Source organism: Cupriavidus basilensis (assembly GCF_029335485.1).
In the GTDB taxonomy this organism is placed as follows: domain Bacteria; phylum Pseudomonadota; class Gammaproteobacteria; order Burkholderiales; family Burkholderiaceae; genus Cupriavidus; species Cupriavidus basilensis_E.
The window spans coordinates 1-12,849 of sequence record NZ_JARJLM010000290.1; the positions used below are offsets into that span (position 1 = coordinate 1).

General features: G+C 67.9%; 15 protein-coding genes. 6 read left to right on the plus strand and 9 right to left on the minus strand.

Annotation, left to right across the window (positions count from 1 at the left end):
- The first annotated feature begins 314 nt into the window (after positions 1 to 314).
- Positions 315 to 389 (plus strand): pyrroloquinoline quinone precursor peptide PqqA, encoded by a 75-nt coding sequence (gene pqqA, locus P3W85_RS17055; RefSeq protein ID WP_276265653.1) that lies wholly within the window; start codon positions 315 to 317, stop codon positions 387 to 389.
- A 146-nt stretch (positions 390 to 535) separates the two neighbouring features.
- Here pqqA and P3W85_RS17060 read toward each other — a convergent pair whose 3' ends face one another.
- Entirely contained in the window at positions 536 to 1,027 is a 492-nt protein-coding gene (locus tag P3W85_RS17060) for a VOC family protein (RefSeq protein ID WP_017227790.1), read from the minus strand.
- Between the two features lie 718 nt (positions 1,028 to 1,745).
- On the opposite strand from P3W85_RS17060, the gene P3W85_RS17065 reads away from it, so the two are divergent.
- The 5 genes from P3W85_RS17065 (at position 1,746) to pqqE (ending at position 6,014) form a co-directional block, all read left to right on the plus strand.
- Positions 1,746 to 2,861 carry a mechanosensitive ion channel family protein gene (locus P3W85_RS17065; protein ID WP_017227791.1) on the plus strand — a complete coding sequence of 372 codons (1,116 nt, stop codon included), beginning with the start codon at positions 1,746 to 1,748 and terminating at the stop codon, positions 2,859 to 2,861.
- Positions 2,862 to 2,964: 103 nt separating this feature from the next.
- Positions 2,965 to 3,879, plus strand: a complete 915-nt coding sequence (gene pqqB, locus P3W85_RS17070) for a pyrroloquinoline quinone biosynthesis protein PqqB (RefSeq protein ID WP_017227792.1) — start codon at positions 2,965 to 2,967, stop codon at positions 3,877 to 3,879.
- Complete coding sequence (gene pqqC, locus P3W85_RS17075; protein ID WP_276265647.1) at positions 3,876 to 4,589, plus strand: pyrroloquinoline-quinone synthase PqqC; 714 nt, start codon at positions 3,876 to 3,878, stop codon at positions 4,587 to 4,589. The genes pqqB and pqqC overlap by 4 nt, the downstream gene beginning before the upstream one ends.
- The gene (pqqD, locus tag P3W85_RS17080; RefSeq protein ID WP_035812893.1) at positions 4,586 to 4,867 is read left to right on the plus strand and encodes a pyrroloquinoline quinone biosynthesis peptide chaperone PqqD; all 282 of its coding nucleotides are present in this window, start codon (positions 4,586 to 4,588) and stop codon (positions 4,865 to 4,867) included. The genes pqqC and pqqD overlap by 4 nt, the downstream gene beginning before the upstream one ends.
- Positions 4,839 to 6,014 (plus strand): pyrroloquinoline quinone biosynthesis protein PqqE, encoded by a 1,176-nt coding sequence (gene pqqE, locus P3W85_RS17085; RefSeq protein WP_276265654.1) that lies wholly within the window; start codon positions 4,839 to 4,841, stop codon positions 6,012 to 6,014. The genes pqqD and pqqE overlap by 29 nt, the downstream gene beginning before the upstream one ends.
- Here pqqE and P3W85_RS17090 read toward each other — a convergent pair.
- Genes P3W85_RS17090 through P3W85_RS17125 form a run of 8 tightly spaced genes read right to left on the minus strand, consistent with a single transcriptional unit; the run spans position 5,995 to position 12,842 of the window.
- Positions 5,995 to 6,819, minus strand: a complete 825-nt coding sequence (locus P3W85_RS17090) for an ABC transporter permease (protein WP_276265648.1) — start codon at positions 6,817 to 6,819, stop codon at positions 5,995 to 5,997. The two genes, pqqE and P3W85_RS17090, sit on opposite strands and share 20 nt — an antisense overlap.
- A gap of 18 nt (positions 6,820 to 6,837) precedes the next feature.
- Positions 6,838 to 8,043, minus strand: coding sequence for an ABC transporter substrate-binding protein (locus P3W85_RS17095; protein WP_276265649.1), 1,206 nt, complete (start codon positions 8,041 to 8,043; stop codon positions 6,838 to 6,840).
- A gap of 11 nt (positions 8,044 to 8,054) precedes the next feature.
- Positions 8,055 to 9,050 carry a PQQ-dependent catabolism-associated beta-propeller protein gene (locus P3W85_RS17100; RefSeq protein ID WP_276265650.1) on the minus strand — a complete coding sequence of 332 codons (996 nt, stop codon included), beginning with the start codon at positions 9,048 to 9,050 and terminating at the stop codon, positions 8,055 to 8,057.
- Positions 9,047 to 9,820, minus strand: a complete 774-nt coding sequence (locus tag P3W85_RS17105) for an ABC transporter ATP-binding protein (protein ID WP_276265651.1) — start codon at positions 9,818 to 9,820, stop codon at positions 9,047 to 9,049. Before P3W85_RS17105 ends, P3W85_RS17100 begins: the two co-directional genes overlap by 4 nt.
- The gene (locus P3W85_RS17110) at positions 9,817 to 10,863 is read right to left on the minus strand and encodes a tripartite tricarboxylate transporter substrate binding protein (RefSeq protein WP_430869560.1); all 1,047 of its coding nucleotides are present in this window, start codon (positions 10,861 to 10,863) and stop codon (positions 9,817 to 9,819) included. Before P3W85_RS17110 ends, P3W85_RS17105 begins: the two co-directional genes overlap by 4 nt.
- Positions 10,860 to 11,492: a hypothetical protein gene (locus P3W85_RS17115; RefSeq protein WP_276265652.1), complete on the minus strand. Its 633-nt coding sequence runs from the start codon at positions 11,490 to 11,492 to the stop codon at positions 10,860 to 10,862. The genes P3W85_RS17110 and P3W85_RS17115 overlap by 4 nt, the downstream gene beginning before the upstream one ends.
- A 43-nt stretch (positions 11,493 to 11,535) precedes the next feature.
- A complete protein-coding gene (locus tag P3W85_RS17120; RefSeq protein WP_017228602.1) occupies positions 11,536 to 12,375 on the minus strand; it encodes a quinoprotein dehydrogenase-associated putative ABC transporter substrate-binding protein in 840 nt (279 codons plus the stop codon).
- 59 nt (positions 12,376 to 12,434) lie between these two features.
- Complete coding sequence (locus P3W85_RS17125; RefSeq protein ID WP_035814021.1) at positions 12,435 to 12,842, minus strand: c-type cytochrome; 408 nt, start codon at positions 12,840 to 12,842, stop codon at positions 12,435 to 12,437.
- Positions 12,843 to 12,849 lie beyond the last annotated feature (7 nt).

A 12,849-nucleotide genomic window follows, 5' to 3' on the forward strand; every position in this document is an offset into this window, starting at 1 on the left:
CGGATGTAGGCAGGCTGACTGTTGCACATCCGGCCCGCGCTGTCGCAACCTCGTGACACTTTGTCCGCGCCGGCGGCCCGCGGCCGGGAACGCTTGGAGGGGCCATCCTTCGATGCTGCGAAGCAACATGGCGCGGCCCCGGCCCCGGAGGGCGGAATCCGGCAGGGGAGGCCCGGCGGCACGCTACCCGCGGCAAATGGCGACGCCGGCAGGCATGCTTGTTGCAGCTGCGGTTCCGGCGGCGCCAAGCTTCGCCGTTACCCTTGCATGAACTATGCTGTACATGCCTGCCCACATCCTGAAAGGAGTTGACTATGTCCTGGACCACGCCCGCCTATGTCGATATGCGGTTCGGATTTGAAATCACGATGTACATCGCCAATCGCTGACCGCGCAGTGGTGTGGACCGCCCCATGGCGGGCCACGCAAGCGCGAAGCGAAGCGAGCCCCGTGGCGGTGCCGGATGCCGAGGGACGCCTTGGTGGCCCGTGCGGGACACCGCCCGGCGCGCGCCAGGCGGTGGGCGGCCTTTTCGTTATGCCATCGCCCCCGCATGGGCCGCCTTGAGCACGGCGATGTCGAGCTTCACCATCTTCAACATGGCATCGGCAGCGCGCCTGGCCTTGGCTCGGTCCGGGTCGGCCATCATCTCGCCCAAGACAGTGGGAACGATCTGCCACGAGAGGCCGAATCGATCCTTCAGCCAGCCGCATTGTTCGGCAGAGCCGCCATTGGCGAGAAGCGCGTTCCAGTAGCGGTCGAGTTCGGCCTGGTCGTCGCAATGCACGACAAACGACACCGCGTGATTGAACGGGTCGAGGGGGCCGGCGCTCATGGCGATGAAGGCCTGTCCGAAAAGAACGAACTCGACCACCTTCACGGAGCCGGGCGGGCCGCTCGGCGACTCGCTCGGCAGCGCAGTGACCCGGACGACCCGCGAGTTCGGAAAGGTGGCCGCATAAAACGCCGCGGCCTCCTCCGCTTCCTCGGCATACCAGAGAAAAGGGGTGATCTTTTGCATCGTCATGGGAACAGTCTCCTGGGGGGGCATGGACGAATGGCGGCGCTCAAGCGCCGGGCCGCCCTTGAGACGACGAACGGCGCGCCTCGCGATCGACACACCGAAGAAAAATATCTGTTCCGGTAGCGCCAGGTGTGCGGAACCCGGAAGCGGCCGGTGGCGTACGACCGGTCTCGCCGCGAGCGCCCAGCTGGAAACTTCCCGGAATTCACTCACCCACAAAAAGAAGTAGACGTTGCATCGAACGGCAGCAAGTCTCAATTCTCGATTCTCGATCAAGACCGCTGCCGCGTCAGGCGGTCCCCGTGCGCTCCGGCGAGGAAGCTCGTGCACATTTCGCCCGGCAAGTGCATCTATAGCCTGTCCGATAGCGCCGTTCCCGCCAGGTACCCACGCCGGCCGCGCCACCGCTGCATGCCTACGCCTCACGGCGGGCGTGCGTCGCGGCCCTGACCGCTCTTGCCAGGAATAATCCCGGCCCGCACGGCGCGGGCCCGGATGGGCGAGCCGCCGACGTGGCCGACTGTCGGGCACACTGGCAGATTTCTACTTCAGAAGACGTTCCGACCTCCGTCAGCCCGCATCGGGCTCCTGTTTCCACGTGCTCGGATCCAGGTAGCCGCGGCGGCTTGCCCCGACGGCGAAACTTCTGTGCCATCTCCGTGTCGTTGACTTGCATGGACGCACAACCTCACAACCCGCGCTGACATAGGATGATCGATCGATGAAGCTTGAAATCCTCCTCGCCCACCCCTGGTTCGGCACATGGGCCGCTGCCCTCGTCGCCGTCGTCGTCGCGCTGCTGGCGCACCGCCTCGGCGGCTTGCTGCTGTTGCGCATTACCCGGCCCGCGCCGGTGCTGCATGTGATCGTGAAGAAAGCGCGCGCCCCGGCCGAGGCGGTCTTGCCCCTGCTGGCGCTGCAGACGGTCTGGCAGGCCGCGTCGGACAATCTGCCCTGGATCGACGGCGTGCGCCATCTCAACGGCCTGCTGATCATCGCCGCAACCACCTGGCTGGTGGTGCGTATCATTGCCGGCTTCGCGCAGGGTGTATTGGATCGGCACCCCGTGGACGTGGCGGACAACATCAATGCGCGGCGCATTCATACGCAAACACGCGTTCTCTCGCGCACGGCGATGACGCTGGTCGTGGTAATGGGTGCGGCGATGTTGCTCATGACCTTCCCGGGCGCCCGGCAAGTCGGCGCCAGCCTGTTGGCCTCGGCAGGCGTGGTGGGCCTGATCGCCGGCTTTGCCGCCAAGCCGGTGTTCAGCAACCTGATCGCCGGGCTGCAACTCGCCCTGACGCAGCCTATCCGGCTCGATGACGTACTCATCGTCGAAGGTGAGTGGGGCCGCGTGGAGGAGATTACCGGCACGTACGTCGTGCTCCGCATCTGGGACGAGCGTCGTCTCATCATCCCGCTGCAGCATTTCATCGAGAAGCCCTTCCAGAACTGGACCCGCAACAATGCCCAGATCATGGGGTCCGTGTTCCTCCACGTCGATTACGGCATGCCGCTCGCGGCGCTACGCAAGGAGCTGGAGCGCATCGTGCGCGCGGCACCCGAGTGGGACCAGCGCTTCTTCAATCTGGTGGTGACCGAAGCCGCGGAGCGAACGATGCAGGTGCGCGTGCTGTGCACCGCGGCCTCCTCCGGCCTGGCGTGGGATCTGCGCTGCGTCGTGCGCGAAGGGCTGATCGACTTCATGCAGCGCGAATACCCGCAGTTCCTGCCACGGCTGCGCATCGAGGGCGACGCAGGCGCGCCGCCGCGAAACACGCCATCGCAGGACCGGGCCGTCCCGGATGCGGGCCTGGGCCCGGCCGCAAGGTAGGTGAAACAGCATTTGACGCCAGGCAGCCGGGCGGCTAGGCTTTCAGCAAGCTGAGCCTGCCGGCCGGCTTCATTCCCCGCCCCGACCGGACCAACATCATCCCATGACCACCCTCCGGGTACTTGGCTCCGCCGCCGGCGGCGGCTTCCCGCAATGGAACTGCAACTGCGCCAACTGCGACGGGCTGAGACGCGGCACCATCGCCGCCACCGCGCGCACGCAGTCCTCCATCGCCCTCACCGAAGACGGCACCCACTGGCTCCTGGTCAACGCCTCGCCGGACGTGCTGGCGCAAATCCGCGCCACCCCGGCGCTGCAGCCGGCCCGCGCGCCCCGCGACACCGGCATCGCCGCCGTGCTGCTGATGGACGCGCAGATCGACCACGTCACCGGCCTGCTGATGCTGCGCGAGCACCGCAGCGCCCTGCCGGTCTACGCCACGCCGCCGGTGCTGCAGGATCTCGCCGAGGGTTTTCCGCTATCCCGCATCCTGTCCCACTACTGCACCCTGGAAACGCATTGCCTGCCCCTGGATGCAAGCCCCTTCACCGTGCCGCCGCTCGACCGGCTCACCCTGCATGCGATCCCGCTGGACAGCAAGCCGCCACCCTATTCCCCCAACCGCGCGGCCCCGCGGCGCGGCGACAATATCGGCCTGCGCATCGTCAGCGCCAGCGGCAAACGGGTGTTCTACGCGCCCGGGCTGGGCAGCATCGAGCCGCATGTGCGCGCGGAACTGGACCAGGCCGACGTGATCCTGGTCGATGGCACCTTCTGGACCGACGATGAAATGCGCCGGCTCGGCTTGTCGCCCAGGCTGGCCCGCGATATGGGCCACCTGGCGCAGTCCGGCCCGCACGGCATGATCGCCGCGCTGGACCAGGCGCCGGCGGCACGCAAGATCCTGATTCATATCAACAACACCAACCCGATCCTGGTGGAAGACGCGCCGGAGCGGCGCGAGCTGGCCGCGCACGGGATCGAGGTGGCCTATGACGGCATGGAGATCGCCCTGTGACGCCCGCAACACGCCCCCAACCGGTACCCGCCGCGGAACGCGCGGCGTTCGAGGCGCGGCTGCGCGGCCTGGAATCGCGCTATCACATCCATCATCCCTTCAACCGCCGCATGGCCAGCGGGCAATGCTCGCGCGAGCAGATCCAGGGCTGGGTGGCCAACCGCTTCTACTACCAGATCAATATCCCGCTCAAGGACGCCGCCATCCTGTCCAACTGCCCCGACCGCGAAACCCGGCGCGAATGGGTGATACGCATCCTGGACCACGACGGCACCGCCACCGAGCCCGGCGGCATCGAAGCCTGGAGCCGGCTCGGCGAGGCCGTGGGGTTGACGCGCGAGGCGCTTTGGTCGCAACGGCTGGTGCTGCCCGGCGTGCGCTTCGCGGTGGACGCCTACGTCAACTTCGCGCGGCGCGCGCCCTGGCAGGAAGCGGTGTGCTCCTCGCTTACCGAGATGTTCGCGCCCGCCATCCACAAGGAGCGGCTGGCCGGCTGGCCGGAACACTATCCCTGGATCGAGGCCGAGGGGCTTGGCTATTTCCGTTCGCGCATCCCGCTGGCCCAGCGCGATGTCGACCATGGCCTGCGCGTCACGCTGGACTATTTCCGCACGCCGGCCGAACAGCAGCGCGCCACGGAGATCCTGCAGTTCAAGCTGGACATCCTGTGGTCGATGCTGGATGCCATCGAAAAGGCGTATCCCGTATGAACTCACCCGCCAAGCCAGATGCGTCCCCCGCCATGCCGCGGCTGGACCCGCTCTACCGCCTGCAATGGGAAGATGCCCAGAAAGCCTGGGTGCTGCTCTATCCTGAAGGCATGGTCAAGCTGAACGACAGCGCGGCCGCCATCCTGCAGCGCTGCGACGGCGCCCATACGCTCGACATGCTGGTCGACGAACTGCAGGCGTCCTTCGGCGTGCAGGGCATAGCCACGGAGGTGCACACCTTTGTCCAACATGCCTGCGAACGCGGCTGGCTCGTCTGAGCCCGCCCAGCCCACGGTGGGCCCGCCGCTGTGGCTGCTGGCGGAGCTGACCTATCGCTGCCCGCTGCACTGCGCCTTCTGCTACAACCCGGTCGACTACGTGCGCTACGGCCAGGAACTGGACACCGCGCAGTGGCGGCGGGTACTGCGGGAGGCACGCGCGCTCGGCGCGGCGCAGCTTGGCTTCTCGGGCGGCGAGCCGCTGGTGCGCGACGACCTGGAAGAACTGGTGGGCCACGCCCGGCAACTGGGCTTCTACACCAACCTGATCACCTCCGGCGTGGGCCTGACCGACGCGCGCCTGGGCGCGCTGCGCGCGGCCGGGCTCGATCACGTCCAGCTCTCTTTCCAGGATGCCACGCGCCAGATGAACGACTTCCTGTCGAGCACCCGCACCTTCGACCTGAAACGGCGCGTGGCGCGGCTGATCAAGGCGCACGGCTACCCGATGGTGCTCAACTGCGTGCTGCACCGGCACAACCTGCCGCATGTCGGTGCGATCATCGAGATGGCGCTGGAAATGGGCGCCGAATACCTGGAACTGGCCAATACGCAGTACTACGGCTGGGCCTGGGAGAACCGCCTGGCGCTGATGCCGACCGAGGAACAGCTGCGCGAGGCCGAGGCGGTGGTGGAATCGTATCGCGCCAGGATCGGCAAGCGCTGCCGCATCCTGTTCGTGGTGCCGGACTATTTCGAGAAGCGGCCCAAGAAATGCATGAATGGCTGGGGCTCGGTGTTTCTCGGCATCGCGCCGGACGGCGCCGCGCTGCCCTGCCATGCCGCCCGCATGCTGCCCGGCCTGGTCCTGCCTGACGTGCGCGCGCAATCGCTGCACGACATCTGGTACCACAGCGATGCGTTCCAGCGGTTTCGCGGCACCGCGTGGATGCCGGAGCCGTGCCGCTCCTGCGACGAGAAAGAAAAAGACCTCGGCGGCTGCCGCTGCCAGGCCTACCTGCTGACCGGCGATGCCAACCGCACCGACCCGGTCTGCGACAAGTCGCCGGATCACGCCATCGTGCGCGAAGTGGCCATGCATGGGCGCCTTGCCGCCCACGGCCAGCCGCAGGCGCCTGTGCATGAGGCGCCGCTGGTGTTTCGCGCCGACGCCGCGTCGCGCCGCCTCAGCGGGCCGGCCCGCTAGCGCGCGCGCCCCGCGCCACGCCGCGCTGCGGATCGTAGCCCAGCAGCGCGAACATGAAGAACGCCACCGCGCAGCCCGCCACCACCGCCAGGCTGGTCCACTGCGCTTGCCCGTACAGCGAGAAACGGATCGCTTCGACGGCATGGGTGAACGGATTGAAGCGCGCCAGCTGGTAGACGATGGTGGCGCCGGATTCCTCCAGCTTCCAGAGCGGATAGAGCGCCGAGCTGATGAAGAACATCGGGAAGATCACGAAGTTCATGGTGCCGGCAAAGTTCTCGAGCTGCCGCACATGCACCGACAGCAGCAAGCCGAGCGCGCCCAGCATCAATGCAGCCAGTGCCATCACCGCCAGCGCCCCCGGCAGGTCCTGCCACGCGAACGTCACGCCGAAGCCGATCGCCACCGCCAGGAAGGCCGCCATCTGCAGCAAGGACAGCAGCGTGCCGCCGAGCAGCTTGCAGGCCAGCAGCCAGCCGCGCGGCAACGGCGCCGTGAGCAGCAGCCGCATCACGCCCATCTCGCGGTCATACACCATCGCCAGCGAGGACTGCATGCCGTTGAACAAGGCGATCATCGCGACCAGGCCGGGCGTCATATAGACCTTGTATTCGATATAGGTCTCGTAAGGCGGGATGATGGCCACGCCGAAGACATTGTGGAACCCGGCGGCAAACACCAGGAACCACAGCAATGGCCGCACCAGCGACGAGAACAGCCGGCCGGGCTGGTGGAAGAACTTGCGGATCTCCCGCCCGGCCACCGCGCGCAGCGCGCGCATTCCATGCAGGACGGGATGTGTCATGGCGTCTCCCCGGCACGCTCAGCGTGTCATGCGGCACGCTGTTTCCGGGGCATCCGCGCCCAGCGTGTCCAGGTTGTTCTTGGGATGCAGGAAGCCCTCCACCGGCGCCGTGGCAACCACGCCGTCGGGGTGGGAGAGCAACAGCGGCTGGCGCAGCTGGCCGTCCCAGGGCCGGAAGCTCAGGCGCGGGCCCTTGAAACCGTCGACCACCACCTCGCCAGAGACCAGCGCGTCGCGCTGCGTGGCGAAGCCGGCCTTGGGATAAGCCGCCACCGTTGCCGCCACCGCCTTTACGGCGGCCCAGCCGGCCCAGTCGAAACCAGCCATGGGACGGCCGGCCGCCTTGCTGAAGCGCCGGTTGAGCTGCGGCCCGCCGTTGCGTTCCCAGGCCCAGTGCCAGGCCTGCGCGGTCAGGCCGCTGGCGCCGGCCACCGGGCGCGGCAGCTGGGTGGCATAGGGCAGCGCGCGGGCGAACTCGCCATCGCTGTCCGCCACCACGACGGCGTCGTAGTCGACCCCGGTGGTCAGCAGGTTGAGATTGGACAGATCGCGCTCGCGCGGATCGTTGGACAGCTTGAAGGGGCGCTGCGCGGACCAGCTGACGCCGAACCGCTTGGCCGACTGCAGGAAAGCGGCCTGCTGCTCGCGGTCGGCCGGCCGCGGCCCGACCAGCAGCAGGGCCTTGCGCCATTTGCGCGCGGCCAGGTATTGCATCAGCGCGTCGGCACGCATGCGCAGGCTTGGCAGGGTATGCAGCAGGTTGGGCGCGCAGGCGGCGCCGCGCAGGCTGTCGTCCTCGGCGGAGACGTTGAACAGCAGCGCGTCCGCCGGCCTGGCCGCCTTTGCGGCCTGCACCACAGCCGGTGCGGGCAGGTCCAGCACGAAGTACTTCACCTTCCTGCCGACCAGTCCGCTCACGGCAGCGGCGACTTCATCTGCGCCGCGCACCTCGACCGGTTCCAGTACCAGCGTCACGCCAAGCGCATCGAGCGCAAAGCGCGATTCCGCGACGGCAACCCTGGCGCCATCCAGCGGGCGTCCTTCGGGATGGCCGGGATAGCGCTTCTCCAGTTGCCGGCTGTCGTACCTCGGGTCGTCGGCGAGCGACACCACGGCGATGCGAACCTCCCCGGCAGCCGCGGTGCACGACAGCAACAGGCAGGCCAGCGGCAATGCCCACCGGCGCCGGAGCATGGACCAGCCGGACGCGTTTTCCCGCATCATGTTTCCCGCCTTCAATCGTCGATCACCACGGAATGCGGCACCCGCCCGACCCGGATCGCGGTGACCGCCTTGCCGCGCGCCGTATCGACCACGCTGACATCGTCGGACAAGCCGTTGGTGACATAGAGCAGGCTGTTGTCGCGGTTCAGCCCCAGCCCCCAGGCACGCTTGCCGACCAGGATATAGTCCGTCACGCGTTTGCTGGCGGCGTCCACCACCGCCACGTGGTTGGCGCGGCCCAGCCCCACGTAGGCGCGCTTGCCATCGCTGGCCAGGATCATGCCGACCGGGGTGATGTCGTCGGCACGCAAGCCCTTCGGATCGAAGCGGATGGTGTGCGCCGCCGTCAGGTCGCCGGTGCGGATCACGCTGACGCTCGCGCTCAGTTCGTTGCTCACCCACAGCTCCTGGCCGTCCGGTGTCAGGATGAAGCGGCGGGGCCGGTTTCCTACCTGGATGTTCTTGACCACCTTGCGCGCCGCGACATCGATGACGTGCACCATGTTCGCCACCTCCGAGGTGACGTAGACGCGCTTGCCGTCCGCGCTGGCCTTGACCCCTTCCGGCTCCTCGCCGACCTTGACCTCGAACAGCTTCTTGCCGGAGGCCAGGTCGAAGGCCGACAACAGGGCGTCCTCCTCGTTCGACACATAGAGGGACTTGCCGTCCGGGCTCAGGTCGAACATTTCCGGATCCTCGCCCACGCGCAGCGCGCCGACCGTCTTGCGGGTGGCCACGTCGATCACGTCGATCCGGTGGTCGTCGCTGCAGGCCACATACAGGCGGGTACGGTCCGGCGAGAACTGCAGGTGGCGCGGCCGCTTGCACTGCGCCAGGGTGCCGGTCACCTGGCGCGTATCGGCCCGGATCACGGTGAGGCTGCCGTCCTTCTCGTTCGAGACGAACAGCTGGCCGGTGCCGGCGCTCCAGCCCGCGCCCGGCGCCAGGCAGAGTCCTGCCAGCAAGGTTGCCCGCAAGCGGGCCAGCACCGCGTGGCGCCTCGTCATTTCCGCTCCTCCTGTTCCGATGTCCCGGTCAGGGACAGGAATGCCGCTTCCAGGCTCCCGCTGCCCGCCACGCGCATCAGTTCCGCGGGCGCTCCGTCAAAGCGCACGCGGCCGCGATGCACCACCACCACGCGGTCGCTCGCCTCGGCCTCCTGCACCAGATGCGTTGCCCATAGCACGCCCACCCGGCGTTGCGTCGCCAGCCGCCGGGCTTCTGCCACGATCTGCACGCGCGAGGCCGGATCGAGGCCGACCGTGGCTTCGTCCATCAGCAGCAGGTCGGGCTGGTGCAGCAGCGCGCGCGCCAGCTCCACCTTGCGGCGGTTGCCGCCCGACAGTTCGCGCACCGGGGTACGGCGCCGCTCCGCCAGGCCCAGCTGATCGAGCAGCGGCGCTATCCGGGCAGCGGACTCCTTGCGCGGCAAGCCATGCAGATCGGCATGGAACAGCAGATTGGCCTGCACCGACAGGTCGAGATCGATGGCCGGCTGCTGGAACACGATGCCGATGCGGGCGAGCGCCCGGACCGGCGCCGCGCGCATATCCGCACCCATGACTTCGACGTGGCCTTCATCCTGCGCGAACAGCCCGGCGAGAATCTGGAACAGCGTGGTCTTGCCAGCACCGTTCGGTCCCAGCAGGGCCACCAGCTCGCCGCGCCGCACCCGCAGCGACACGCCGTCGAGCGCGGCCCGGTCGCCAAACCGCTTGCGCACGCCTTCGCAGGACAGCGCGTGGGCGAACAAGGCGGGTTCCGGGGCACGCGTCATGACGATGTCTCCTGCCCGACGCCAAGGCCAAGGCGTTCGGCAAATTCCCGCTCCCTGACCCAGGCCCGTTCCAGATAGGCCTGGTATTGCGCCGTATTCAGATAGGTCAGCTCCTGGTCGTACCTGGCAAGCTCGGCGATATGGCGGGGCTGGAACATGGCGTGATGAAACGCATCATGCAGGCGGCCGACGATGCGCGGATCGGTCCCGTGCGGCACGCCGATGCCGTACGGCGAGTTATAGACGGCATCCGGATAGCCAAGCTCCTTCACGGTAGGCACCTCGGGCCAGTGCGCCGAACGCTTCTCGCTGAATACCGCCAGCAGGCGCAGTTGCCCGGACGCCACGAACGGCGCGAAGCCGGTGGAATTGACGCCGGCCATCAGCGAGTGGTTGGCGACCGCCAGCATCTGGTCGGCGGTGCCGCGATACGGCACATGCACATAGGAGACGCCGTTGCGCGACAGGATGTCTTCCATGCCGAGATGCGCCGTGGTGCCGATGCCCGTGGAGCCCACCGTCAACCGGCCGGGATGCGCGCGGCCCCAGTCGAGCAGGTCGGCCAAGGACCGCAGGGGGCTGTCGGCCGGGACCAGGATGCCGAAGGTAACGCCCGAGATCATCAGCACCGGCTGGATATCGCGCAACGGCTGCCAACGCGTCTTCTGCTGGTGCGGCAGGCGGTACAGCGTCAGCGGCAACTGGCCGATGACGTAGCCGTCCGGCTTTGCGGCGGCCAGCGCGGGCCCCACCAGCGTGCCGCCCACGCCCGGTTTGTTCTCCACCACGATGGGCTGGCCAAGCACCGGGCTGGCCAGGTCCGCAAGCATGCGCATCGTGATATCGGTGGCGCCGCCCGCCGGCCAGGGGACGATCAGCGTGAGCGGCCGCGACGGATAGCCGCCGGCCATGCTGCCCGCGCTGGCCTGGGCCTGGGCCCGGTCCGCCATGCCGGCGAGCAGCGGCGCGGCAAGCGCGCCCAGCCCCGCGCGCAGGAAGCTGCGGCGCGCACTGGCGTGCTTCCCGTGGATTCGGCTGGTCATGGCTTGGCGCCGAGATAGCGCAGGGTTTCGGTTTGCAGCGGATGGACGAAATCCCGCGCCAGATCCGGCGCCTCCCCCGGTACTTCGCTCTTGAGCAGCAGCACCTGCCCGGGCACGCGCCCGGACAGCACGAAGGTGTAGCGCTTGCCGACCAGCTTTTCAAAGCGGACGTGGTTGGGATCGTCCAGGTAGGGCTGGATCACGATCTGCCGCGCCGGTACCGGCTTGCCGTCCAGCTCCGCCGTCACCGGGGTGATGGCCGGGCCCTGCGCCAGCGCGAGGCGGATGCGCTTCTGGAAATAGCGCGGCTGGCCGCCGGTCAGCCGGCCCATCTCGGCAATATCCTTCTCCAGGAAGTAGAGAATGACAGGATTGCCCTGCAACGGCGCTTCGAGCGCGAAAGGAGCGGCGCCGGCGGCATCGCTGACGACCGCGCTCACCCCCTTGCTGCTGCGCGACAGCCTGACGTGCACTTCCTCGCTGCCTGCCGGCACCAGGCTGCCGCCCTTGTCGAAGCGGTAGACAAGATCGGCCGGCACCCGCACGGTCTTCAGGTGGTCGGCCATGAACAGCAACTGCTCCGCCGGCTTGACGGGATCGCCGGCGGCACGGACGGCGCTCGCCGCCACGGCGCCCGCGATGCCGCACAGCAGCGCACAGGCGATGCGCAGCCTAGGGCCGGCCCGCGACCGGATTGCCCTTGTCGTCCACCAGGGGAATCCGGTAGTCGGCGAGAATCGCATCGATCTTGTCCCGGTTGCCTGCAATCCAGCGATCCACTTCATCTTTCCACGCCTTTTCGCCAAAGCGCACGCCCATGGCGATCTCGTAATCAAACTTGAGCTGCGGGTCAGGCCGGAACGGCACCATCACCCATTCGCCCGCCCCCGCATGCTGGCGGGCCAGATAGCCCGCGATGGGCCCCCACAGGATGGCGACGTCGATCTTGTCGGCCAGCAGGTCGCGCTCGACCACGCCGCCCGGCGCCTCGTCGGGATCGCCGCTTTGCTGCTGGTAGACCACGGCCTGCTCGAACAGCCGGTTGCGCAGCAGCCAGTCCACCGACGGCGCGCGCGAGAAGATGCCGAAGCGCAGCTTGCCCAGGATGTCGGGCGGCAGTTTCAGCAGGTCCTCCGGCGTGGCCACGCCGCGCAGCGCATCGCGCTGGCGGAACACCAGCGCATAGGTCGAATGCATGTACGGCCGGGTGTTCGCCGTCAGTTCGTAGTCCTTGGGCACGCCGACGATCAGGTCGCATTTCCAGCGGCCGGTGTCAGGATCCCTGGCGCGCAGCGTATTGCGCACGAAGCCCATGCGCTGCGGGAAGAAGGTGTAGGCCACCTCCTTGCCGAGATCGCGGGCCATGGCCTGCGCGATCTTGTTCTCGTAGCCCTCCCCGCGCTGGTTCGACGATGGCAGGCTGTTCGGGTCGGCGCAGACCCGCAGCACCTTGTCCGGCGGCGGTGCCTGCGCCCCGGCTGGCCGCGCCGCCAGCGCGCCCGCCAGCATCATTGCCGTCAGCGCCAGTCTCCCGATGCGCCTGCGTCGGCTCCTCTGCGTCGGCCCGGTCATCATTTTTCGGCCGGATAGACGTGGCCCGGCTGGATCTTGCCATCCGAGCGGCCCTTGAGATAGCCATACAGGTTCTGCCAGTTCTTCTGCATCATGTCGGATCCCCCGAAATTCGGCATGCCTTTGTCGATCCGGCCCTCCATCATGATCTTGTGGAAATCGTCCTTCGACAGCTTCTTCAGGGAATCCACCAGCGAGGGGCCGACCATGCCTTCCTGCTGCGCGCCGTGGCAGCGCTCGCATGCCATCGCACGCCAGGTCTTCCAGCCTTGCAGGGTATTGGTGTCCACCTTGTTGCCTTCGCTCACCGTATAAGGCGCTGCCGATTGCGCGGCTTCGCTCTTGCTTTGCGCGCCGCACACGGTGCAGGCCAGCAGGGCGAACACTACCATTGAGGAACGGAACATCTCTTCA

Bases quoted from the DNA above. Each gene is read 5' to 3' on its own strand.
- P3W85_RS17065 (WP_017227791.1), top strand. From the start codon at position 1,746: ATGAAGCTTGAAATCCTCCTCGCCCACCCCTGGTTCGGCACATGGGCC.
- P3W85_RS17100 (WP_276265650.1), bottom strand. From the start codon at position 9,050: ATGACGAGGCGCCACGCGGTGCTGGCCCGCTTGCGGGCAACCTTGCTG.
- pqqB (WP_017227792.1), top strand. From the start codon at position 2,965: ATGACCACCCTCCGGGTACTTGGCTCCGCCGCCGGCGGCGGCTTCCCG.
- P3W85_RS17105 (WP_276265651.1), bottom strand. From the start codon at position 9,820: ATGACGCGTGCCCCGGAACCCGCCTTGTTCGCCCACGCGCTGTCCTGC.
- P3W85_RS17120 (WP_017228602.1), bottom strand. From the start codon at position 12,375: ATGATGCTGGCGGGCGCGCTGGCGGCGCGGCCAGCCGGGGCGCAGGCA.
- P3W85_RS17060 (WP_017227790.1), bottom strand. From the start codon at position 1,027: ATGACGATGCAAAAGATCACCCCTTTTCTCTGGTATGCCGAGGAAGCG.
- pqqD (WP_035812893.1), top strand. From the start codon at position 4,586: ATGAACTCACCCGCCAAGCCAGATGCGTCCCCCGCCATGCCGCGGCTG.
- P3W85_RS17095 (WP_276265649.1), bottom strand. From the start codon at position 8,043: ATGATGCGGGAAAACGCGTCCGGCTGGTCCATGCTCCGGCGCCGGTGG.
- pqqE (WP_276265654.1), top strand. From the start codon at position 4,839: ATGCCTGCGAACGCGGCTGGCTCGTCTGAGCCCGCCCAGCCCACGGTG.
- P3W85_RS17090 (WP_276265648.1), bottom strand. From the start codon at position 6,819: ATGACACATCCCGTCCTGCATGGAATGCGCGCGCTGCGCGCGGTGGCC.
- P3W85_RS17110 (WP_430869560.1), bottom strand. From the start codon at position 10,863: ATGACCAGCCGAATCCACGGGAAGCACGCCAGTGCGCGCCGCAGCTTC.
- P3W85_RS17125 (WP_035814021.1), bottom strand. From the start codon at position 12,842: ATGTTCCGTTCCTCAATGGTAGTGTTCGCCCTGCTGGCCTGCACCGTG.